A 22,377-nucleotide genomic window follows, 5' to 3' on the forward strand; every position below is an offset into this window, starting at 1 on the left:
CTGAAAAAAGTTTCAGTCTGGTAAGTGCTTTATTCATAACAGAATCTGTGATCCTATTTTGAGACCTTCACGTATAGCCCTGCAAATACCATGTTTGCTGAGAGATTATTTATTCACTTGGTAACAGCGAACAACACAGATCACAGTATGGACTGCTCCGATGAATATTACTGCCATCCGCCCGAAAAAAATTGCCGTTATCGGTTCCGGTATTGCCGGCCTGAGCTGTGCCTGGCTATTGAACAAAGCCCACCGGGTGACGCTCTATGAAAAGGATGACCGGTTGGGTGGCCACTCCAATACTGTGCGGTTCGATCTCGACGGCACTCAGGTCGATGTCGATACCGGGTTCATCGTCTTTAATCCGGTGAACTATCCCAATCTGGTTAAGTTCCTTGAACATATCAACCTGCCAACCTGTGCCACCGACATGTCATTCTCAGTCTCGGTCGACAGCGGCCGGTTAGAGTACAGTGGCACCGGTCTGAATGGGCTGTTTGCGCAGAAACGCAACCTGATAAGTCCGGCCTTCTGGTCGATGATCAGAGACCTGATGCGCTTCTATCGCAACGCAGACAGGATGATGACTGACCCTTCCCTGGCGAACCTCACTCTGGAGCAGTTACTTAACCAGCATGGCTACGGTGATCGTTTTATCTATGACCATCTGCTGCCTATGGGGGCGGCCATCTGGTCCACCCCGGTGCAGCAGATGCTCAGGTATCCTGCGCTGAGTTTTCTCCGCTTCTGTCAGAATCATGGCCTGCTACAGATTAATGACCGGCCTCAGTGGCATACCATTCCTGGCGGCAGTATCGGCTACGTCAGCAGAATCGCCACCGAACTGGAAGATAATGTCAGAGTTAACAGCCGCATCCACAAAATCATCCGTCACCCGGACTTCGTGGTTATCGAAGACCTTCACGGTGCCCGGGAGCACTACGATGAGGTAGTGCTGGCCTGCCATGCAGATCAGGCTCTGGCACTGCTGGACAAGCCTACCGCTCAGGAGCAACAACTGCTGAGCAGCGTCCCCTATCAGAGAAACCGGGCGTATCTTCATCTCGATGAGAGCCTGCTGCCGCAAAACAAAAAGGTCTGGTCCAGCTGGAACTACATGGCGTCAGGCAGCACCAGAGACGAGCGCCAGGTCTCTGTCAGTTACTGGATGAACCGTTTGCAGCCACTGACGACGGAGCAACCGGTCATCGTGTCTCTCAATCCCCCGAAAGAGCCAGCAGCGGATAAACTGGTACGCAGTTTTTTCTACGATCACCCCGCCTTTGACCAGAACTCTCTGACCCAGCAGCAGAATCTCTGGAGCCTGCAGGGTCAGCAAAAAACCTGGTTCTGCGGGGCATGGTTTGGTTATGGTTTTCATGAAGATGGACTGCAATCGGGGCTGGCAGTCGCTGAGCAACTGGGGGGGATTCCCCGCCCCTGGCATCTGGACACCCCCAACAGCAGAATTATCGTCACCCCCAGACCCCCTGAAAGATCTATGGAGGATGAGATAAGGACCCGCATCCATGGTTAAACTGAACTCCTCTGTGTTCGCCGGTGTTGTTATGCATCACCGTTTTACACCGAAGCGGCATCGCTTTATCTATCGGGTTTTCTCGCTGTGCATCGATCTCGATGAACTGACTTTGCTAAGCAACACCCTGAGATGGTTTTCCATCAACCGCTTCGGCCTGCTGGCATTTTACGAAAAAGATCATGGTCGCGGAGAGGGTCGGTTGCGTCAGGAGATCACCGGGCTGTTATCATCCCGGGGTTATGCATCAGCCACACACCGTATTGAGCTACTCTGCTACCCAAGAATTCTGGGGTATACCTTTAACCCTCTGAGTGTCTACTTCTGCTATAACCCTGACAAAGAGTTGGAGGTGATCCTATATGAGGTCAGCAACACCTTCGGCCAGCGGCACAGTTACCTGCTGGTGAACGATAAACCCGATGAGAAGATTGTCCGCCATAGCTGCCATAAGCTGATGTATGTCAGTCCGTTTATGCCCATGGACACCGCCTACAGTTTCAGAATTCTGCCGCCCCGGGAAAGGGTTTCCGTATGCATTCAACAGAGCAGCAGAGATGGCACGCAGATCACTCCGATTCTGAATGCCACGTTTACCGGACAACGACAGGAGATAAACGATATAAACCTGCTCAGGCTGTTTATCAGTCATCCACTGATGACCCTGAAAGTGATGGGGGCTATCCACTGGGAAGCACTCAGACTCTGGCTGAAAGGCCTAAAACTTCAGCCGCGTAACACCACAAAAAGCTACAGCATCAGTTGGTCAGATCGCAATGGAGAAACTCACTATGAAAACCTGTAACTATCAGACCACCTCAACCGCAGGCCGGTCACAGGTCAAAACCCTGGCACAACAGTCCATGGCGCAACACAGGTATGAGCAAGAGTACGACACGGCTATTAAACCTGACTGGCTGGAACAACGGGTGCTCAACCGGCTCAATTCGCCCCTGAGTCAAACCCGGGGGAGAATCCACCTGATTATGCCCAGCGGCTATCAACAGGCGTTCGGCAAAGGGAGTCTTGATCACGATCAGCCCGACACTGAGGCCTGTCAGAATCAATCCGATGAAATGCTTCAGGTCACCGTTCAACTCAACAGTCTGCGCTGCCTTTTACGCCTTTACACCGGGGGAATCACCGGCTGGTCTGAAGGCTATATAGCCGGCGAATGGGACAGCCCTGACCTGACCGCTTTGGTACGTTGGGCACTGCAGAACGAAAAGACTCTTGAAGGGTTCGCCAAAGCAGGCTTTATTAAGCAGCTACTGGATAATATTCATCACTGGCGCAACCATAACAGCCGCACCGGAAGTCGCCGCAATATTGCCGCCCACTATGACCTGGGCAATGACTTTTATCGTCTCTGGCTGGACCCGACAATGTCCTACTCGTCAGCGCTGTTTAGCTCCCCACAGCAATCACTCGAACAGGCACAAACCGCCAAATACCAGCGGATTCTTGATCTGCTAAAGCCACAGGAGAACGACCATATTCTGGAGATAGGCTGTGGCTGGGGAGGCTTTGCAGAGCAGACTTTACGGCAACATAAAATCAGAGTTCATGGCGTTACTCTGTCTGAAGAGCAGCTTCAGTGGAGTCGCAACAGACTCGCATCAGCAGGGCTCGATAAAAGCGCCAATATCAGCCTCACCGATTACCGGGATCTGCTCAGTCAGTATGATGCGGTTGTCTCCATTGAGATGTTTGAAGCAGTGGGGGAAAAATACTGGGACAGCTATTTCAATACCCTCAAACAATCACTCAAACCGGGCGGAACAGCGGTACTTCAGGTGATCAGTATCGAAGAGGAACGGTTTAAAACCTATCGCAATCAGGCGGACTTTATTCAACGCTATATTTTTCCGGGAGGGATGCTACCCAGTATCAGTCGACTGAAGCAAAAGTTTTCTGAGCATGGCTTCTCTCTGGAATATAAACAGCTCTTTGGCAAAGATTATGCCCGCACCCTCAGGCTCTGGCGGGAGAATTTTGAACAACACAGCGAAGCCCTAGAACAGCTGGGCTATGACGAGCGTTTCAGACGTTTATGGCGTTACTATCTTAGCTATTGCGAGGGAGGCTTTGAAGAAGGGACCATCGATGTAGGCTTGTATCAACTGATCAACCGGAACACAGACTAATGTTATTTCGTTTCCTGGTGAGAATTAAAAAACATCATTTGTATAAAGCCCCGGGGCAACCTATGATGCTCATTTTTGAGACAACTGTTCAGCAACCTTGATAACGCTTTAATGACCCCATGATGGATAACTTCACTCTGATAGGGCTGATGGCAGCCACCTGCACCACCCTCTCATTTGTGCCCCAGGTAGTTCACATACTACGCACCGGTAATGTGGAGGGTATCTCACTGATGATGTATTCCGTTTTCACTGTTGGCGTAGCGTTATGGCTGACCTATGGCCTGCTGCTTGGTGATCTTCCTGTGATACTGGCCAATCTGGTCACTCTGGTTCTGGCTTCTACGGTGCTTGTGCTGACGCTGATCAAGCGATACAGGATCAAAAGAGATCATCCCGCTTTATAAGCGGCCCGCTTACGTATATAACCAATAACGCGTCCCAGCAGGGGAAACTCCTGCATCAGGATACTGGCGTCCCAGAAATCCTGGTGACGAGTCACCAACCCCTGTTCATTCAGGCAGATACGACTCACTCCCTCCGCTGAAAATGAACCTGTCAGCGGCGAGGCAGCAGAAAAACGCCAGTAAATATAGCCCGTGTGGCCCTGTAGCTGCCACTCAAGCAGATCAAAACGTACATCCTGCAACTGCCGGAACATCTCCTCCATAATCCCCAGAAAGGCGGTTTTACCCTGCACCCGGTTGAAGGGGTCTGTAAACTGTATCTCATCTGCCACCAGCTCGCCCAGATCGGCAATTTTAGCCGGCGTTAACTGGGCCAGACAGATCGCGTATCGGTTTAACCGCGCTGTAATGCTATGACTAACGGTTTCTGACATCTTTACCTGCTCCTGTGGCTCTGCCAATCAGCCAGAAATACCAGCGATAAGGGATTATTCTGAATAATTTAAGCAGATAAACGAAACGGCGGGGAAATATAATTTCAAACCGGTCGCTTAAAAGCCCCGCCACTATTCGTCTGGCAGCCTCATCTGCGTCCATCAGGGCCGGCATGGAAAAGTCATTTTTATCGGTTAGCGGTGTGCGGACAAAGCCGGGGTTGATCAATTGAAGCTTAACCCCACTGCCCTGCAGATCTGACCGCAGCGCCTCACAGAGGTTGATCAGTGCCGCTTTACCGGCACCATAGGCTGCCGCCGTCGGCAGCCCCCGATATCCTGCAGAAGATGAAACCACCGCAATCTGCCCTGATGATCCAGATGTTTTTATCGCGTCAGCCGGTTTCGCCTGGCAGACCGGAACACCTCCTCCAAGATAACGGTATAAAACAGGTTCAAGACAGTTTATTGTCCCCTGTAAATTGATATCCAGCAGCGCTTTGCAGCGCTGAGCAGAAAATTCATATGCGGAAAAGGGATCATGGGTGCCCGCATTCAACACCACCAGTTCTGGCATAAACCCTTTAGCATCCCAGCTAAGAAACAGCTGTTGCAGAGCATCTGCGTCACGAATATCAAGCGGTACCGGGATCAGTTCACCCTCGCAGCCGCGCAACGCCTGCTGTAACTGTTCAAGCTGCTCAGAGGTTCTGGCAGAGCCATAAACGGTGACCCCCTGGCGACATAATAATCGGGTCAGCTCTGCCCCTATCCCTCTCCCCGCCCCCGTCACCCAGGCGGTCTTCCAGGGATAGCGCGGCCTTCCTGTACTGTTAGCTTTACTCATTGTCCCTCCGGACCGGTGCATACCGACTCAACGTCCCGAGTCTGAAATGCCTCGTCATCTGCCAGTTTTCGGATATGCAGGGTAAGCTGGCCCACCGGCAGACCAAACTTTTTCATCTGAGTACGGTTGATGAGATTGTTCTCATCGATCAGATACAGCCAGTCATCCAGAGCGATATTCCAAACCTTACCGTTAACCGGTACCTGTAGGGTATAGCGCCAGTTAAGAGTATTCCCCTGAGCCTCTCCCTGCGCCTCGCCGACAATATCACCGGCAGTTCCCCGATAGCGGTTTCCCTCCTTGACTATGGTCCAGCAGCGGCTTTGTTGCTCTCCATCACTAAAATAGAACTGTTCATCCAGAACCCCTTTGCCCTCCTGCCACTGTGCCGATATGTCGGCGCGGAAACGTCGGGTCACCCTGCCGGAAAAATCCTGCACCATGCCATAGGCAACCAGACGGCCATTAAAAAACTGATCCAGTGCTAATGTGGGTTTCTCATCACGATAAGCATCGAGAGAACTGGCACAACCGGGAAGTATTAATAAAACAGGTAAAGCCAGCGCCAGTAATGAAGTCGTTTGCGTCATAACAATCGTCCTTTTTACTCTGAAATTCTTCCAGTTAACTGTCGTGTAAACCCGGGGAAATCACTGTTATCAGATAGCCAGATACCCAGAAACGCCTGGCAAAAACGGTTATCTCTGATGCTGCCAAGATAGTTCTGATTGTGATAAAAGTGCCCATATCCATCGGCATCCTGATAAAAGCCAAGGGAGTCCTGGTCCTCTACATCCAGCCACAGGGTTGCCAGTGACCTGAGCCATAGCGCCTGATCATCCGGCGCGATACCGGCCTTCTGCCACTGCCTGCGCGTCTCGTCAAGCAGGCTCTGCTTGCTGACATCGCGCTGATATTCGAGAGTAAGCAACAAAGGCATTGATGCAGAGACAAACGATCCCTGCGGACTGGCCAGACGGGCACGATAAATACTCAACCAGAGCACCTTCAGCTCAGCCTCGCCGACCACTTTCATATTTTTTGGCAGCGGAGTCGCAACCGCATGGGCCAGACCGGCAGAAAACAGAACCAGAGTGATCAATAACAGATTAATACGCACCACGGCCCTCCCCCGAAAAGTGCTGACCACTGATCCAGAGCTGCAGGGGGAACAGGGCCATCCAGATAAACATCAATATCAGAGCCCCTGGCAACCATGGCACGCCAAGACTCACAGCGCCCAGCTTTGCCGCTGCACTATATGCCAGGCTACCGGCAACTCCACCACATACTGAAGCGACAACCCAGCGCTTATGGAAAAATCTCAGGCTCTGGTTCAGAGTTGCTGCGAAACATAACCACAGCAACAGTAACCATAAGGGGAGCAGCGGTGTAGAGGGAAAACGAAACAAGCCCGCCAGAGTTAACAGCAGATCAACCGCGAACCCCGTCAGGCCACAGAGCAGCACCACATACACTTCATGAACCGGCTGTCTGTGGAACCACAGGTGTAGCAGTAATAAGGTAATCAGCACAGCAACACTCTGACTGGTGAGCAGAATGGCGCTCCACCAGGCCAGTTGAAAGCCTGCCTGATTAACCCAGAAGTTTTGAGACAAACCTGATTTCATCGACGTTGCTCCTCCTGAGACTGTTACGCAAAAACGTCAAAGTAAGATCAGTCAAACGGGAGGCTGACAAGAATCATCAAACAGGATCTATATCATAGAATATCTATTTTGTTTAAATTCAACCTCAACAACTCCTCATTTAAGGCATGAAATAGCTATACCCGTTTAAAATGCCCGAGTAAAATCATCTTCTTTTCATAGCAAGACCACTGGTGAAAAGGTTCTTTTTTCGATGTCCAGACCTCCTAAGGTTACTAGTCCGTTACTTGTCAGGCATATTGCTCAGTCTAATCTGATCACCTGCACTCCGGATTCAACAGCAGACAGCCTGATCAGGCTGATGGCCGACAAGAAGATAGGTTGCATAGTTGTGTGCGAAAACCGCTTGCCGGTCGGTATCGTTACCCGACGGGATCTGATCGGCCTGTGGGCCGGCCATACCCAGCACCTGCCGGTCACTCAATTCATGTCCTCACCGGTACACACCGTCTCCGAATGGGAATCAGTCGATGAAGCAGGCCTTAAGTTTATCGCTGAGGAGGTACGCCACTTCGTCGTCACCAAAAACTCCGGTGAAGCCTGCGGCATTATTACTGAAACCGATGTCGTGAACAGCCACGGCATCGAGCATGATCTTTTCCTCCGCTCAGTTGAAGAGATCGCCGATCATTCGCCGGTCGCTGTTGATGGCAACAGCACCGTGCTCACTGCACTGAAAAAACTGAACCTGTCCTGCAGGTCGGCCCTGTTAATCACCCAGCATAACGAAGTCAGCGGCATATTCACCGAACGGGACGCGGTGGCACTGATCGCGCAGGAGATGCAGGACCGGTTGATTTGCGATCTCTGCAAAAACACTCTGGTAACGGTTGAGCAGAGTTTAAGCCTGTATAACGCCCGCAAAGTGTTTCTGCAACACCAGTTCCAGCATCTTGCGATTACCAACCATCAGGGAAAGATCACCGGACTGATCTCCTACTCCGATATCCTCCGTAGTGTCGAAAATGATTATGTCTACCGCCTGCGGGAGTTGCTCAATGAACGGGACAAGGCGCTGGAGAAATCTCAGCACAGCCTTAAACTCGCAGATAAAGTGATTGAAGCGTCAATGGAGGCGATCGTTATCTGCGACAAGAACGCTCAGATCCTTCGGGTCAATCCATCATTCACCGAGATCACCGGCTATACCAGCGCCGAAGTACTGGGTAAAAATCCGAACATCCTGAGTTCAGGACGTCACGACAAATCGTTCTATAAAGCGATGTGGCAGAGTCTCACAGAGCAGGGATTCTGGCAGGGGGAGATCTGGAACCGGCGGAAAGATGGTGCGGTGTATCCGGAGTGGCTCAGTATCACCTCAATCCGGGATGACCATGGCAATATTTCGCAATATGCATCAATCTTCACCGATCTGACGGAAATAAAAAAGTCGGAAGCCCGTATCAAACGGCTCGCTTACTTCGATGAGCTGACCCGGCTTCCCAACCGAAAACTGTTTAATGACCGTCTGCAACTCTCCATAGGCTATGCCAGAGAGCATCAGCACCGGATTGCCGTGGCCTATATTGATGTGGATTTTTTTCAGCAGATCAACGATCTGCATGGCCATGAAACCGGTGACAGAGTACTTAAAGAGATCGGTCGACGCATTGAGCATCAGTTAGATGACAGCGACACCGTTGCCCGTTTTGGCGGCGATGAATTTAATCTGATCCTCACTGATGTCGATGATACCCCCCATATCAGTGAGTTTCTCAACCGCTTACTCAGCACCGTCAATCAGCCCATTCTGATCGAAGAGAAAGAGCTGAAAGTCACTGTCAGTATCGGTGTTAGTTTCTTTCCAACCGATGCAGACGATGCCGAGTCGCTGCTCAAGTGTGCCAACTCGGCAGTCCATCTGGCAAAAGATTTCGGGCGCAACAGCTTCCGCTTTTTCTCCCCGGAACAGCACCGCCTGATTCAGTCCCGTTATCAGATGGGAAGTGACCTGCAGGCTGCGATAGACAATTCCGAGTTTCAACTCTATTTCCAGCCAAAAGTCGGCCTTCACACGGGCAGACCGACCAGTTGTGAAGCGCTGTTACGCTGGCTGCATCCGCAACTGGGGTTTATCTCACCAGCAGAATTTATACCGCTGGCAGAGGATCTGGGGCTGATCAACCGAATCGGACTTTTTGTGCTTGAGGAGGCGTGTCGACAGATTGCCCGATGGCGTGAACAGGGAGAAGAGATCAATGTCGCCATCAATCTCTCGGCCAGGCAGTTTCAGCAGGGCGATATCGCTGAACAGATCTTTGACTGCCTGAAACAGCACAACCTGCCCGCGCACCTGTTGTCTGTAGAGCTGACCGAATCCTGTTTCCTCTACTGTCCTGAGGAGACCAAGGAAGCACTGAATGCACTTCGCAGCCAGGGTATTAAGGTGGCGATCGATGATTTTGGCACCGGTTATTCCAGTCTCAGTTATATTCGTACCATCTCACTTGATATTCTCAAGATCGACCGTAGTTTTCTGGTCAATCTGGAAGCCTCGGAGGTGGATCGGGCAATCGTCACCTCAATCATAGAGATGAGCCATGTACTGGGCCTGCAAGTAGTTGCCGAAGGCATCGAACATCAGGCTCAGGTAACGATTCTCAAACAGATGAAATGCGATCAGTTACAAGGGTTTCTGTTAGCCCGACCGATGCCGGCAGATGCGTTTATTAACTGGTATAAACACCAGAATGCTTAACCCTGATACTTAGCCCTTGATGCTTAGCCCCTATATTTACCCCTTTCTGGTAGCCGGGCCAGAATGGGTCTCAGTCAGCTCAGCACTGAAGTGGGCAATAGCCGCATCTAGGTTAGACTTCGCCGCTATGGTCAGACCCTCCTGTAACTCCCACTCATAACCTCTGATCGCCAGAACATAGACCTCGGGTTGTCGCTCAAAACAGAGCTGACAAGTGGCGATGATCGAGGGAATGGAGATCGCATGGGAGGTGAAGCTGAAATCCAGCTCGGCCCTGGCCCTGTACAGCGAAAACGTACTCACCTCCGGACTCCGGGTAGCATCGATAAACAGCACTTTTTGCTTACTGCTGATCAGGTCGGCATCTTCGAGAAACAACTGATAGTTTCGCACCCTCTCTGCATCGACGCAGAGCCCGGCAACTTCGAGCCAGTCAACAAACGCCCACCCCAGCCCATCATCCTGGCGTCCCACATTACCGATGCCATAGATCAGACAGTCGTCATGACTTAAATCTGCCAGCGATAGCCGGGCCGGTTCAACGGCGCTGTGCATCGACTATCTGCCCCTCAGCATTGAACAGTGAGATCTCCAGCGGCATCTGCCCCAGTGCATGGGTTGCACAGCTGAGACAGGGGTCATAAGCACGAATCCCCACCTCGATCGCATTCATCATCCCTTCGGTAATTTCAGCTTTACCGCTGATATAGTCCTGCGCAACCGACCTGACGGTCCGGTTGATAACACTATTGTTCTGGGTTGTCGACACAATCAGATTAGCGAAACTGATACTGCCCGATCTGTCCGCCCGGTAGTGATGCAGCAGAGTCCCCCGCGGGGCCTCAACAACACCGATCCCCTCGCCGGTCCAGGCGTTGTCTGCGGGTGTCATCAGCAACTGTTCGTTTTGCAGATCGGGATCATGCAACAGCTCTTTAATCAGCTCCGCTGAATGAATAATCTCAATAGCCCGCGCCCAGTTGGTATGCAGGGTCATATTGTTTGACTTACCACCGGTATAGGCGTGGAATTTTTCCAGCGCCGCCTGAGCCAGCGGGGTAGAGAGCGTCTTTGTCACATTCATCCGCGCCAGCGGCCCCACCCGTACCGAGCCTTTCTCCCGTCCCAGATCCTTGAGGAAAGGAAACTTCATATAACTCCACTCTTCGGTCGCTTCAGAGAAATGCTCAAGATAATCGTGATAATCAAACTCCCGCACAATCCGCTTGTCTTCATCGAGAATACGGATTCTGCCGTGGTAGTAATCCACATTCCCCTCATCATTGACCAGACACATATCCAGAGATGGGACAACAGCAAAACTGTCTACCTGCTCGCGGTGCTGCCCATGAAACTCATAAAACAGCTTCAGGCCTTCCTGAGCATATTCGATAACCTCATCGATTGAGAGAAGTCCCTCCTCACCGTTGAGAAAACGATCACGCTCTTCAAGACTGATATTCTTGCTCACGCCGCCCGGCACCGAGCTGATACCGTGCATTCTCTTACCCAACACCGTCCTGATCAGCTCCTGGCCCCACTTACGCAACGCCACAACCCGCTTTACCAGCGCCGGATTCTGCTCCACCAGCCCGAGCACATTACGCTGCTCCGGCGGGGCATCCATACCAAACAGCATCTCAGGAACCACCAGATAAAAATAGGCGGTAACATGGGATTGTAACTGCTGGGCATAGTGCCCCAGCCGACGGACTTTTTCCGCCGTTGGCAACATAGGGATACCCGACCCCAGCCCGACCCCCACCATATCGTCCAGCGCTTTGGCACCGCACAGGTGGTGGCTGACAAAACAGATGCCACAGATCCGTTGCAGCAGCATCGGAGCCTCCCAGTAGGGGTGCCCCTGTATCAGTTTTTCGAAGCCGCGAAACTCCACCACATGAAGTTTGGCATCGGTGACGTTATTGTCATCATCCAGTTGAATGGTGACTTTGCCATGTCCCTCAATACGGGTAACAGGATCAATAACCAGTTTTCGACTCATCACGGTTCCCTCTGTTAATCGTATCGGTTAATCGATGCCGGCAGATCGAATTCGCGCCCGTTAATCAGATCATCCAGCACTTTTAGAATGGTCGCTCCGTCGGGCGGGCAACCAGGAATAAAATAATCCATTTTAACCACTTCATGACAGGGGTAGACCCGGGTGGTTATCCTCGGTATATCTTCATGATAGGGGATCGTGGGTATCGCATCGGCTACCGCGGTCACCGAATCAACATAGGCCTCTCGCAGGCAATCACTCAGTTCCACCTCGTTGCGCATCGCCGGAACACCGCCCCAGACAGCACAGGCTCCTACCGAGATCAGAATATCGCAGTTCTCACGAAACTCTTTCAGCGTCTCAATATTCTCCTCATTGGCGATTCCTCCTTCGACAAAACCGATGGCGCAACGTTCACGAATCCGCTTAATATCGGTCAGCGATGTACGCAGAATAGTGACTTTATCCAGCAGCCCCAGCAGCGCCTCATCCATATCCAGCATTGACAGGGTACAACCCCAGCAGCCACACAGGCCGATCATGGCAACTTTTATCTTATTATCCCGTGCAGCCTGCAATGCAGGGTCCAGCTGGGTCGCCGGCAGATCATGGGAACAGGTCTGGTTTTTACCGGATTTACTCATGACTCTTCCTCCCCCAATGCCCGCTCACGCACCGATTGAAGCTCAAATTTACGCCGCCCGATCGGATCGTTAAAACCGACCCCCTTTTCAATGATACAACCCACCGGACAGATATCCGCGGCTTCGCGTACCTGCTCCGGCGGCATCCGGTTGGCCAGTTCAGTATTAACCTCAATCTGTGCAGCAGTGCCCCGCCCCTTGATAGCGAAGATTTTCTGATCGGTTTGACGATCCCGGATAAACTCAACACAGCGCTGGCAGAAAATACAGCGGTCACGCTCCAGCCAGATATGATCTGCTGCCACTTCCCGCGGTCTGAGCGGGAACCGATAGGGGAAACGGGACACCACCATTCCCACCTCATAGCCGGTGGCCTGAAGTTCACAACGACCACTTTTTTCGCAGCTGGGACAGTTGTGATTACCCTCGGAAAAAAGCGACTCAATCAGCGCCTTGCGCATATCCGCCAGCTCTGCTGTATCGACTTCAACCTGCATACCCTCAGTCACCGGCACACTACAGGCCGCGGTAAAATGGCCATTCACCCGGACTGAACAGACGCGACAGGTGCCCAGACAGGGCTTCCCCTTCAGATAACAAAGCGTGGGAATATACACGCTGTTTTGCGCGGCAACGTCCACCAGATTTTCACCGGCTTCGGTAACGACTGGCTGACCATCAATGGTTATCTGAATGCTCATTTTTCCGTCTCCGGGTCTTGAATCAGTTCTCGGGGAATATAGTCGTGGTGAGTCAGTTCGATCCTCGCCCGCTCGTTCCCCTGTAACGCGGCCTCAAGATCAAATGAGGGTAACAAAACTCCCGACTGCTCTGTCAACTTTGCCTGATAGAGCTCAGGAAACTGCTGCAATGTCGTCAGAATCGGATTGGGGGATGTGCCCCCCAGTCCACAACGGCTGGTACTACGCACCAGTTCTCCCCAACTCACCATCTCATCCAGATCCTGCTGACATCCCCGACCGGCAATGATCCGCTCCATCTTGTTACGCAGATCAACATTCCCCGACCGGCAGGGAGTACAGATACCGCAGGACTCATCAACAAAAAACTGCATGAAGTGCTTCACAATACCGAGAAGATCGCGGCTGCGATTGAAGATCATCACCGAGCCATTACAGGAAAGATCCCCGTATCCAAAACGCCGCTCACCGCCTTTGTCGACCGCAACACACTCCCCGGAGGGACCGCTGATCTGCACCGCCCAGGGGTCCTCAGCCCCGACCAGGGTCAGCAACTGATTCAGGCTGGTACCCCACTCTATTTCATAAACACCGGGGCGCTGACAGTCCCCCGACACACTCATCAACCGGCAGCCCCGGGAATCCTCAGTGCCCAGGCTCTGATACCATTCAGCCCCCTCCTGCATCACCCGGGTAACCGCCACCAGGGTTTCAACATTGTTAACGCAGGTGGGCATACCCAGATATCCCTGCTCTACCGGGTAAGGGGGTTTCACCCGGGGTGTGCCACGCTTCCCCTCGCAGGACTCGATCAGCGCGGATTCATCACCACAAATATAGGCACCGGCCCCCATCTGAATACGGATATCAAAGTTAAAATCAGCGCGCCCCAGAATATTTTTCCCCAGCAGCTGTTGCTCTCTGAACAGTTGTAGCTGCTGCTCCAGATACGCTTTCAGGTAGATATACTCCTGACGCAGATAGATAATGCCTTCACGGGCGCCAATAACACTGGCGGCCAGCACCATCCCCATCAAAACAGCCTGTGGCGAGCGGGTCAATAGCACCCGGTCTTTGAAAGTGCCTGGCTCTCCCTCATCAGCATTACAGATAATATATTTAGTCGCTCCCGGAGCCTCCCGGCAGAGTTTCCATTTTAAACCGGTGGCGAAGCCCGCCCCCCCATGTCCTCTCAGCTGGGCTTGGGTAATAGCCGCGATAACCGCCTCCGGGCCTGCATCCAGACAGTTTTTCAGCAGTTCAGGAAAGTCATTCCCCTTGTGGAAAAAAACCGGGCCGGCCTTGCAGATATTGGTTCCTACTAACTGATCAATATAGGCAATATCCGCTTTAGGCAGTGCCCTGGGATTAGCAATCTCTTCTGGTGACCTGCCACATTTTAACTGACTAATAATGCCGGATACTTTTTCCGGGGTCAGCCGGGTAAAGACCACCTCATCCACCAGCATCGCCGGTTCCTGGTCACTCAGACCAATACAGGGGGTGTCATACAAACTAAAGGTTCCGGAGGGATCCATCTCCCCCAGCGTAGCACCGGTCTCGCGTTCCAGTGCGTCCAGGACTTCCTGATAGCCCTGCATCCTGGCGATCACCGTATTGCTCAGATAGAGGGTGTAGCTGCCGGTCGACCGGTGGTGAAAATAGTGGTAGAAAGAGCTGGTTTCACGCACATCCTCAACGGCCATATTCAGCCCGTCCGCCAGCTCAGACAGCGCCTCATCGGGGAGGTAACCATACAGATGATGAAGTTCCCAGAGCATATCAAGCAGGCGGGTCCGGTCGGTCTGATAACGCTGAATGATCGCCTGGATTCGGTTATTCATATTCTCATCCTTCATGACATTTACACCGTTGCAGGTATAGCGTAGTCGTAAAATCGCTACACATCCTATCTGAATATAATCGCTGCGATAGCACAATGACCTCTATCAGCTATCCATTTTAAGTCGTTATCCGGCTCTCTTTTTTAACATGTTTTCCTCAATATAGGTGCAAAAAACTACCACTTAAAACAGTTGTATGAATTTACTTCATATGTCTGTATGAGGTTTTTGTTGGCTAACACCTATGTCATTGCCTACATTGATCTATGAACGCTCAGAGGGTAGCGGATGGCTCCCGGATCTGAAAAACAAGGAATAATCAAAATGAGCGATGCAATAAGGACAAATACCGGTCAATGGTCACTGGTGGTGCTGCGGGCAACTCAGAACTCTGTGAAAGTCTGGGCAGGCACTCTCTTCTCAACATTAAAAATGCCTGATCACGCCAGAATTGAGCTGGTATCACCCGACCACACGGTGGTCCACGAGATCACTAAAGCAGACTGGAACAGACCCTTCAGTTATCTCCGTAAACGGTTCTATGTCACCGCCAGCTTTAACAACCTGCAGCCCGGCACACATTATAAAATCAATTTTCTGAGGCGCATTGAGGCAATTGAGGGCGTCAGGGATGAGTCCTGGCAGCAGCTTCGCACGGGGCAATTTGAGACCCTGCCTGCTCAGCTTCCCGACAGCGGTCAGAAACCCTTTACCGTCGGTTTTGGCAGCTGTTTCTATAACCACCGGGACGGGGGCCAGGCCGCCGGATCATACAAAGCACTGTACGACCGGGGGGATGAGGCAGTCAAACCCACGATCACCTTTCTCACCGGCGATCAGGTATATCTGGATATCGGTTTTGATTCACTCTCCTTTGTTAACAGCGAAATAAGACAGCGGGTAGCAGACGACTATGCGCTTCACTGGCAGGCGCTGGGCAGTATTCTTAACCGGGGAGCCACCTGGATGCTGCCCGATGATCATGAATACTGGAACGATTATCCCTTTTACGACTCGCTGATTCCCACCCTGCTGACACTTAAAATTAAACAGGTCCGGGAGACCTGGAGCAGGGCTGCATACGATGGGGTTCAGAGAGTTCAGCAAAGCCCACGGCTCGATTTTTTTAAGCTTGGTGATGAACTGTCATTCTGTCTCGCTGATCTGCGCTCCTACCGGGATCAGCACAGTTTCCTGCCAGATGCTGATTTTGACCGCCTGACCCACTGGGCCCGGTCATTGACCGCACCCGGAGTACTGGTGATCCCCCAGCCGCTGATTGTTGAAGAGAACAAAACCGAGCGGAACCTGCTCAGCTTTAAACAGCAATATCAGCAACTGATAGAGGCACTGGGGGAGAGTGGTCACGATATTGTTCTGCTCAGTGGCGATGTTCATTTTGGCCGTATCGCGGTCGCTTCACTGGGGCCGCAGGGTGGCCGCCTGATCGAAGTGATAGCTTCCCCCCTGTCAAATCTCACCGGTCTCAACGGCATCGCGACTGCAACCCCCAGCTTCAAACCGAAAAAATTTCCCGACCCCGCGCTGTTCAGTATTCCCGGATGGTCGGCACAACCGGTGCGGTATGACAAATCATTCGCGGTCAGCACAAAAAAAGGCTGGCCATTATCGGCCTATCCAATGGCACGTACCCGGGAGCACTTTATGACCGCCAGTTTCAATCGGGCAGGTAACGGTGAAGTCAGGCTTAAAGTCAATGCCTGGCGGGTCCGGGAAAGGGACAGTGAAAACCTGCCTGCACGGGACTTTGACGAGTATGAAGTTAATTTAAAATAACCGTATAACAGGGAACCACCATGAAACCGATCGCACTGCCGCTCGATGAGATTCAGCCCCACTATGATGTGGTCGTTATAGGTTCCGGTTATGGCGGAGGTATCGCTGCATCCCGAATGGCCAGAGCCGGAAAGAAGGTCTGTCTGCTGGAGCGCGGACGGGAATTTCTGGTAGGCGAATTTCCCGACACCGCCAATGAAGTTTTCAAAGATATTCAGTTCCACACCCCTGCGGGACATATCGGTTCCCGTATCGGCCTCTATGATATCCATGTACAGGAACAGCAGAATGTGGTGGTCGGCTGCGGTTTAGGCGGCACATCGCTGATCAATGCGAATGTTTCCCTGGAACCCGACCCGGATGTATTCGAAGCTCCCTGCTGGCCTCCGGAGATTCTGCAGCATAAGGACAGTTTACTGAAAGAGGGTTATCAGCGAGCCAGAGAGATGCTCAAGCCGACGCTCTACCCCGATGACTGGCCCACTCTGGCAAAAACAGAAGCACATAAGCGTTCAGCGACTGCGATGAATGAACCCTTCTGTCGCACCCCCATCAATGTCAACTTCAAAACACCTGGCAATGGTGTTAACCATGTCGGCGTAGAGCAGCAGGCCTGCACCAATTGCGGCGACTGTGTATCAGGCTGTAATTATGGTGCCAAAAACACCACCCGGATGAACTATCTGCCCGATGCCTGGAACCACGGCGCGGAGATATTCTGCCAGGCGGATGTCCGCTATCTGCAGAAAACCGATGCCGGCTGGTTAGTACACTATCAGGAGGTAGAGGTCGGGCGTGAAAAGTTCGATGCCTCCCCTCTGTTTATCAGAGCCGATATCGTTATCCTCAGCGCAGGAACCCTGGGCTCCAACGAAATTTTGTTACGCAGTAAAGCCAGGGGACTGCCGGTGAGTGACCAACTGGGCTATGGTTTCAGCGGCAACGGCGATATTCTCGGTTTTGGTTATAACTGCGACCGGACGATCAACGGTATCGGCTTTGGCAACCTCAAACCTGATGGCCGTCAGCCCGTTGGCCCCTGCATCACCAGTGTTATCCGCACCGAGCATGACGACTGGCGCAAACGCATGGTCATTGAGGAGGGCTCACTGCCCGGTGCGATTGGCAACTTCCTGCCAACCGCACTGGCAGCCGCTGAAAACCTTATCGGCGAAGATACCGACAGCGGCATGCCCGATGAGATACAGGAGCAAACCCGGGTTACGGAGAGTTTACTGCGGGGCCCCTATCATGGCGCCATTCATAATACCCAGACCTATCTGATCATGAGTCATGACAGTGGTGAAGGTCAGGCCCGCTTGGTCAACGACCGGCTACAGATTGAGTGGCCCAATGTGGGGCATCAACAGAACTTTATCAACGGTAATAAAAACCTGCTCAGCGCCACTAAGGCGCTGGGAGGGCAGTATGTGGAAAACCCTTTATGGACCCCTCTGTTCAAACAGAGTCTGGTTACCGTTCACCCTCTGGGTGGCTGTAATATGGCGGTCAACGGCGCCCAGGGAGTGGTCAATCATAAAGGTCAGCTATTCTGCGGTTCCGACACCTCGGTCTATGAAAACCTCTATGTCACTGACGGTTCCGTCATACCAACATCGCTGGCGGTGAACCCCTTGCTGACCATCAGCGCCATCAGCGAACGCTGCTGCGCACTGATCGCCGCTGACCGGGGCTGGGAGATAGACTATACACTGCCTTCAGCACCGGCTAAGCCGCACCCTTCGCCCACCTTGGGCATCCGCTTTACAGAAACGATGCGAGGACAGTTCTCGACCACGGCCGATACCGGCGAGGCGCTGGAAAGCTATCGCAACGCTGCAACAAATGCGACAGCATCACCGATGGAGTTTACCCTGACCATACACTCCCATGACCTGGAAACGATGCTCACCAGTGATGATCATAGTGCCCGGATCAGCGGCACCGTGACCTGCCCGGCGCTCTCGGATAAACCGATGAGTGTCAGTGAAGGCGAGTTTAACCTGTTCGAGCAGATGCCATCTCCGCCGGATACCCGGCATATGATCTACTCCATGCTGTTAACCACCGAACAGGGTGCACTCTATTACTTCAAGGGATATAAGCTGATCAGTAACGATCCGGATGCCCTGCATATCTGGCCCGATACCTCAACCCTCTATGTAACCGTCTATAAAGGCAGTGATGACAGCGGCCTGCTGGCGGGTAAAGGGGTTGTCAATATACTGCCCACTGACTTTGCGGTACAGATGACCACCATGGAGGTCACCCATGCCGAAAATATGGAACAGAGACTCAGCGCGATAGCCCGCTTCGGTAAATTCTTTGCGGGTGTGCTGTATGAGAATTACGGCGGGATATTCTACGATAGCCATTGTGATGAACCCAAAGCTCCACGAAAGAAACGCCCCCTGCGGGCGCCAGCGCCCGAGATCCATCCATTCATCACCGCTGATGGTGTCAGTTTACAACTCACCCGTTTTCAGGGGGGGGCAAAAGGGCCGGTCATGCTGGTGCACGGCCTGGGGGTGGCATCATCGATCTTCAGCACCGATATGATCGACACCAATCTGGTCGAATATCTGGTCGCCCATGAATATGATGTGTGGCTGATCGATTGCCGGGTCAGCATCCTGTTAGCCGCGGCGAAGCAGCGTTCCAATGGCGATCAGGTAGCCCAGTACGATTACCCCGCAGCCATCAGCAAAATATGTTCAGTCACCGCGGCAGACAGTATTCAGGCAGTGGTCCACTGCTATGGCGCAACAACCTTCTTTATGTCGATGCTGGCCGGACTTCAGGGCGTTCGCAGTATCGTCTGCTCTCAGATCGCCACCAATCTCGTCGTGCCGCCAACCACAGCACTGAAGACCGGGTTGCACCTGCCCTCATTTCTGGAGCGGCTGAATGTCGATCACCTCACCGCCGAGGTGCCGGAATCCGGGTCGGTACTGACACAGCTCTATGATAAGGCTCTCAACCTGTACGCGATGGCCGAGGCTCAGGGACATTGCCACAGTGAGACCTGTCACCGCATCACCTTTATGTACGCATCACTTTACAAACACAGTACCCTGACCGATCTGTTACACGATAACCTTGATGAACTGTTTGCCGAAGCCAATATCGGTGCCTTTGAGCATCTGGCACTGATGTGTCGTAAAGGTACTCTGGTTGATGCCGATGGCAACGATGTCTATATGCCCAACCTGGCCCGGCTTGATCTGCCAATCCTGTTTATCTCCGGTGCGGAAAACGAGTGCTATCTGCCCATGAGTACCAAACTGACCTATGACATCCTGTGCCAGCACTTTGGTGCAGGCCAGTACAGTCGCCAGGAGATTCCGGGGTATGGCCATATCGATTGTATTTTCGGTAGAAACGCGGTGATCGATGTCTATCCCTATGTGTTAGATCATCTGGAAAAAACCGCATTGTCTTAACGAAGACCAGTGAAACAGTCATCGCCAGAGAGGCAAAGGAGAACGACTATGCAGATCGATTTTCACCATGCGACAACCTATGTGATTGCCAGACTATCAGGCTTCGGCCATGCGAAAGCAGAGATCATTGCCCATGCCGCGCAATATGTTGATGATGCCACCAATGATGCTCTGATCTGCTTTGATAACCAGGCGATGTATAAACGTATCGCCTCGGCCCATAAGATGCTCGACTATAAAAACATCGAACAGCTGGCCAACCATCAGGTCTGGATACCGTTCCATTTTCTGCCAGGCAACGAGGGCAAAGCGGCGGGGTTGAATCCTGATGCTGATTTCCGCCATAAAATCGTCTGTAAACCCAACAGTTTCATTGCCCGGGATATGGTGCGGGCCTGTATTGATGATCGCACCAAACCCAACGCCCTGCACCGGTTAGGAATCACCATGCATGTCTATGCCGATACCTGGGCTCATCAGGGGTTTGCAGGGATCAACGACAGGATCAATCTGGTAAAGGATGTACTGGATGAAAACAATAGCCCGGACCCCAGCCTGTTAGGGAGGGTAAAAGAGTTTTTTTCCGACCGGTTTGACGATATCACCTCAGACTTTGTCGGCGATATATTACCCCTTGGGCATGGTGCTGCACTGAGTTACCCGGATCGTCCCTATCTGAAATGGCACTACACCAATGGCGAAGGCAGTTTTGTTGAGCGGGATAACCCTAAGGATTTTCTGGAAGCGGCAGAGGAGATGTGTAAAGCGATGCGGCGTTTTCAGCTGGGCGATGCCGATGCCAGCGTCGCCGGACTCAACCAGAGCGACTCGATAAAGCTGGACTCAATGTTTCGCAGTATCATTGAAGAAGATGGAGACAAACGTCACAAAGTCTGGCTTAAAGCGATCGAAAATGGCGAGTTTGGCTTCCCGCCTGAAAAGCTGGAATATATTGCCAAAGGCAAAGGCTCGTGGAAACACAAAGCGATTAGTGATACCCGCTCAAAACAGTTAAAAAGCGAAATTTTTACCTACCATCCCTCTTTCCTCGACAGTGACTGGAAGCATTTTCATGACGCCCTGCTGGCCCACAGGTTCGCGGTGATTAGTGATATTCTGCCCCGCTACGGCATCAGCGCAGCATAACGGTATCAACAAGCGCAAAAAAACCCGCTGTTGCGGGCTTTTTAATAACACCTGAAAACTATCACTCACTGGGATAACGGGTCGCCTTCAGACTCTCTTTAATCTTCTTAAGATGCTGATGGAAATCAACGCCCCGGCGCAGAGTGACACCGGTGGCCAGCACATCCAGCAAGGTTAGCTGGACAATCCGCGAGGTCATCGGCATATAGATATCGGTGTCTTCCGGTGTCGGTGCAGCCAGTAACACAGTACACTCTTTTGCCAATGGCGAGTTTTCAGCAGAGATACCGATCACCGTTGCCCCATTCTCCCGGGCGATCCTGGCAACATCAACCAACTCCCGGGTGCGGCCGGTGTAGGAGATAACCACAAATACGTCTCCGGTATGCGCCGCTGCAGCAACCATCCGCATCATCAGTACATCCTCATAGGCGGCGACCGGCAGATTAAAACGGAAGAACTTGTGCTGCGCATCGGTGGCAACCGGGCCGGACGCTCCTAACCCGAGGAAGGAGATCTGTTTTGCCTGAATCAGATAATCAACCGCTTTACTGATCAATCCGGCATTCACCCCTTTACGGGCGATATCCAGCGCCGCAATCGTCGAGGTGAAAATTTTATCGGTATACTCTTCTGTCGAATCATCCTGTTCAACACTGCGACTGACATAGGGTGTGCCCCCCGCCAGGCTCTGGGCCAGCTGAATCTTAAAATCCGGGTAACCTTTCGCTTCAAAATTACGACAGAAGCGGTTCACAGTTGGCTCACTGACTGAAGCGGCCTGCGCCAGTGACGCTATACTCAATCGTGTTGCCGTCGCCGGATCACCAATGATGACATTGGCCACTTTACGCTCAGATTTATTTAACGAATCAAGACGATCGTAAATCTGCTCTAACAGGTTCATAGCTTATTTACTCTGGTTCAATAGACCCTTTAGCCAGACGACTAGACTAAATGGTGGTTATTTAACTACATTTAAATATATAACGGTGACTATAACCCCGTAGCAAAATCGCTTCCAGCACTATTTTGGGGCAAATATCGACAAGGAAGT

The 22,377-nt window shown here is 52.2% G+C and carries 19 protein-coding genes; 8 read left to right on the forward strand and 11 right to left on the reverse strand.

Annotated elements, in window-relative coordinates; translation table 11 throughout:
* Positions 1-160 precede the first annotated feature (160 nt).
* The 4 genes from JW499_RS00700 to JW499_RS00715 all read left to right on the forward strand — a co-directional run bounded on the left by JW499_RS00700 (position 161) and on the right by JW499_RS00715 (position 4,091).
* Positions 161-1,537, forward strand: a complete 1,377-nt coding sequence (locus tag JW499_RS00700) for an NAD(P)/FAD-dependent oxidoreductase (protein ID WP_205208778.1) — start codon at positions 161-163, stop codon at positions 1,535-1,537.
* Positions 1,530-2,342, forward strand: a complete 813-nt coding sequence (locus JW499_RS00705) for a DUF1365 domain-containing protein (protein ID WP_205208779.1) — start codon at positions 1,530-1,532, stop codon at positions 2,340-2,342. Before JW499_RS00700 ends, JW499_RS00705 begins: the two co-directional genes overlap by 8 nt.
* Positions 2,329-3,684, forward strand: a complete 1,356-nt coding sequence (locus tag JW499_RS00710; protein ID WP_232846148.1) for an SAM-dependent methyltransferase — start codon at positions 2,329-2,331, stop codon at positions 3,682-3,684. Before JW499_RS00705 ends, JW499_RS00710 begins: the two co-directional genes overlap by 14 nt.
* A 122-nt stretch (positions 3,685-3,806) precedes the next feature.
* Complete coding sequence (locus JW499_RS00715) at positions 3,807-4,091, forward strand: SemiSWEET transporter (RefSeq protein ID WP_205208780.1); 285 nt, start codon at positions 3,807-3,809, stop codon at positions 4,089-4,091.
* Here the strand turns inward: JW499_RS00715 and JW499_RS00720 are convergent.
* Genes JW499_RS00720 through JW499_RS00740 form a run of 5 tightly spaced genes read right to left on the reverse strand, consistent with a single transcriptional unit; the run spans position 4,076 to position 7,003 of the window.
* Positions 4,076-4,525: a nuclear transport factor 2 family protein gene (locus JW499_RS00720; RefSeq protein ID WP_205208781.1), complete on the reverse strand. Its 450-nt coding sequence runs from the start codon at positions 4,523-4,525 to the stop codon at positions 4,076-4,078. The genes JW499_RS00715 and JW499_RS00720 overlap by 16 nt on opposite strands.
* Complete coding sequence (locus tag JW499_RS00725) at positions 4,509-5,372, reverse strand: SDR family NAD(P)-dependent oxidoreductase (RefSeq protein ID WP_205208782.1); 864 nt, start codon at positions 5,370-5,372, stop codon at positions 4,509-4,511. Before JW499_RS00725 ends, JW499_RS00720 begins: the two co-directional genes overlap by 17 nt.
* Positions 5,369-5,962 carry a DUF3833 domain-containing protein gene (locus tag JW499_RS00730; RefSeq protein WP_205208783.1) on the reverse strand — a complete coding sequence of 198 codons (594 nt, stop codon included), beginning with the start codon at positions 5,960-5,962 and terminating at the stop codon, positions 5,369-5,371. The genes JW499_RS00725 and JW499_RS00730 overlap by 4 nt, the downstream gene beginning before the upstream one ends.
* 14 nt (positions 5,963-5,976) lie before the next feature.
* A complete protein-coding gene (locus JW499_RS00735; protein ID WP_205208784.1) occupies positions 5,977-6,492 on the reverse strand; it encodes a hypothetical protein in 516 nt (171 codons plus the stop codon).
* Positions 6,482-7,003: a DUF2878 domain-containing protein gene (locus JW499_RS00740; RefSeq protein WP_205208785.1), complete on the reverse strand. Its 522-nt coding sequence runs from the start codon at positions 7,001-7,003 to the stop codon at positions 6,482-6,484. Before JW499_RS00740 ends, JW499_RS00735 begins: the two co-directional genes overlap by 11 nt.
* A gap of 232 nt (positions 7,004-7,235) precedes the next feature.
* Here JW499_RS00740 and JW499_RS00745 point away from each other — a divergent pair, with 232 nt between their 5' ends.
* Complete coding sequence (locus tag JW499_RS00745) at positions 7,236-9,740, forward strand: EAL domain-containing protein (RefSeq protein WP_205208786.1); 2,505 nt, start codon at positions 7,236-7,238, stop codon at positions 9,738-9,740.
* Between the two features lie 36 nt (positions 9,741-9,776).
* Here the strand turns inward: JW499_RS00745 and JW499_RS00750 are convergent, their stop codons facing one another.
* From JW499_RS00750 to JW499_RS00770, 5 genes are read right to left on the reverse strand one after another with little or no spacing between them, the layout of a single operon-like run.
* Positions 9,777-10,295, reverse strand: a complete 519-nt coding sequence (locus JW499_RS00750) for a hydrogenase maturation protease (RefSeq protein WP_205208787.1) — start codon at positions 10,293-10,295, stop codon at positions 9,777-9,779.
* The gene (locus JW499_RS00755; RefSeq protein WP_205208788.1) at positions 10,279-11,745 is read right to left on the reverse strand and encodes a Ni/Fe hydrogenase subunit alpha; all 1,467 of its coding nucleotides are present in this window, start codon (positions 11,743-11,745) and stop codon (positions 10,279-10,281) included. The genes JW499_RS00750 and JW499_RS00755 overlap by 17 nt, the downstream gene beginning before the upstream one ends.
* Positions 11,746-11,759: 14 nt before the next feature.
* Entirely contained in the window at positions 11,760-12,389 is a 630-nt protein-coding gene (locus tag JW499_RS00760) for an NADH-quinone oxidoreductase subunit B family protein (protein ID WP_205208789.1), read from the reverse strand.
* A complete protein-coding gene (locus JW499_RS00765; protein WP_205208790.1) occupies positions 12,386-13,090 on the reverse strand; it encodes a 2Fe-2S iron-sulfur cluster-binding protein in 705 nt (234 codons plus the stop codon). Before JW499_RS00765 ends, JW499_RS00760 begins: the two co-directional genes overlap by 4 nt.
* Positions 13,087-14,934: an NAD(P)H-dependent oxidoreductase subunit E gene (locus JW499_RS00770; protein ID WP_205208791.1), complete on the reverse strand. Its 1,848-nt coding sequence runs from the start codon at positions 14,932-14,934 to the stop codon at positions 13,087-13,089. Before JW499_RS00770 ends, JW499_RS00765 begins: the two co-directional genes overlap by 4 nt.
* A 324-nt stretch (positions 14,935-15,258) precedes the next feature.
* On the opposite strand from JW499_RS00770, the gene JW499_RS00775 reads away from it, so the two are divergent.
* Genes JW499_RS00775 through JW499_RS00785 form a run of 3 tightly spaced genes read left to right on the forward strand, consistent with a single transcriptional unit; the run spans position 15,259 to position 21,320 of the window.
* Positions 15,259-16,731, forward strand: a complete 1,473-nt coding sequence (locus JW499_RS00775; protein WP_205208792.1) for a metallophosphoesterase family protein — start codon at positions 15,259-15,261, stop codon at positions 16,729-16,731.
* A gap of 20 nt (positions 16,732-16,751) precedes the next feature.
* Entirely contained in the window at positions 16,752-20,174 is a 3,423-nt protein-coding gene (locus JW499_RS00780; protein ID WP_205208793.1) for a GMC family oxidoreductase N-terminal domain-containing protein, read from the forward strand.
* A 48-nt stretch (positions 20,175-20,222) separates the two neighbouring features.
* Entirely contained in the window at positions 20,223-21,320 is a 1,098-nt protein-coding gene (locus JW499_RS00785; RefSeq protein WP_205208794.1) for a DUF6765 family protein, read from the forward strand.
* A 61-nt stretch (positions 21,321-21,381) separates the two neighbouring features.
* On the opposite strand, the gene JW499_RS00790 is transcribed toward JW499_RS00785, so the two are convergent.
* Complete coding sequence (locus tag JW499_RS00790) at positions 21,382-22,227, reverse strand: MurR/RpiR family transcriptional regulator (protein WP_205208795.1); 846 nt, start codon at positions 22,225-22,227, stop codon at positions 21,382-21,384.
* Between the last annotated feature and the right edge of the window lie 150 nt (positions 22,228-22,377).

Origin of the sequence: Amphritea pacifica, assembly GCF_016924145.1 — a bacterium.
Classification (GTDB): Bacteria; Pseudomonadota; Gammaproteobacteria; order Pseudomonadales; family Balneatricaceae; genus Amphritea; species Amphritea pacifica.

What these genes read in the sequence shown, in the direction of transcription:
- JW499_RS00725 (WP_205208782.1), bottom strand. Translation starts at nt 5,372, where the DNA reads ATGAGTAAAGCTAACAGTACAGGAAGGCCGCGCTATCCCTGGAAGACC.
- JW499_RS00745 (WP_205208786.1), top strand. Translation starts at nt 7,236, where the DNA reads ATGTCCAGACCTCCTAAGGTTACTAGTCCGTTACTTGTCAGGCATATT.
- JW499_RS00770 (WP_205208791.1), bottom strand. Translation starts at nt 14,934, where the DNA reads ATGAATAACCGAATCCAGGCGATCATTCAGCGTTATCAGACCGACCGG.
- JW499_RS00720 (WP_205208781.1), bottom strand. Translation starts at nt 4,525, where the DNA reads ATGTCAGAAACCGTTAGTCATAGCATTACAGCGCGGTTAAACCGATAC.
- JW499_RS00710 (WP_232846148.1), top strand. Translation starts at nt 2,329, where the DNA reads ATGAAAACCTGTAACTATCAGACCACCTCAACCGCAGGCCGGTCACAG.
- JW499_RS00705 (WP_205208779.1), top strand. Translation starts at nt 1,530, where the DNA reads ATGGTTAAACTGAACTCCTCTGTGTTCGCCGGTGTTGTTATGCATCAC.
- JW499_RS00700 (WP_205208778.1), top strand. Translation starts at nt 161, where the DNA reads ATGAATATTACTGCCATCCGCCCGAAAAAAATTGCCGTTATCGGTTCC.
- JW499_RS00765 (WP_205208790.1), bottom strand. Translation starts at nt 13,090, where the DNA reads ATGAGCATTCAGATAACCATTGATGGTCAGCCAGTCGTTACCGAAGCC.
- JW499_RS00750 (WP_205208787.1), bottom strand. Translation starts at nt 10,295, where the DNA reads ATGCACAGCGCCGTTGAACCGGCCCGGCTATCGCTGGCAGATTTAAGT.
- JW499_RS00790 (WP_205208795.1), bottom strand. Translation starts at nt 22,227, where the DNA reads ATGAACCTGTTAGAGCAGATTTACGATCGTCTTGATTCGTTAAATAAA.
- JW499_RS00740 (WP_205208785.1), bottom strand. Translation starts at nt 7,003, where the DNA reads ATGAAATCAGGTTTGTCTCAAAACTTCTGGGTTAATCAGGCAGGCTTT.
- JW499_RS00785 (WP_205208794.1), top strand. Translation starts at nt 20,223, where the DNA reads ATGCAGATCGATTTTCACCATGCGACAACCTATGTGATTGCCAGACTA.
- JW499_RS00760 (WP_205208789.1), bottom strand. Translation starts at nt 12,389, where the DNA reads ATGAGTAAATCCGGTAAAAACCAGACCTGTTCCCATGATCTGCCGGCG.
- JW499_RS00775 (WP_205208792.1), top strand. Translation starts at nt 15,259, where the DNA reads ATGAGCGATGCAATAAGGACAAATACCGGTCAATGGTCACTGGTGGTG.
- JW499_RS00780 (WP_205208793.1), top strand. Translation starts at nt 16,752, where the DNA reads ATGAAACCGATCGCACTGCCGCTCGATGAGATTCAGCCCCACTATGAT.
- JW499_RS00730 (WP_205208783.1), bottom strand. Translation starts at nt 5,962, where the DNA reads ATGACGCAAACGACTTCATTACTGGCGCTGGCTTTACCTGTTTTATTA.
- JW499_RS00755 (WP_205208788.1), bottom strand. Translation starts at nt 11,745, where the DNA reads ATGAGTCGAAAACTGGTTATTGATCCTGTTACCCGTATTGAGGGACAT.
- JW499_RS00715 (WP_205208780.1), top strand. Translation starts at nt 3,807, where the DNA reads ATGGATAACTTCACTCTGATAGGGCTGATGGCAGCCACCTGCACCACC.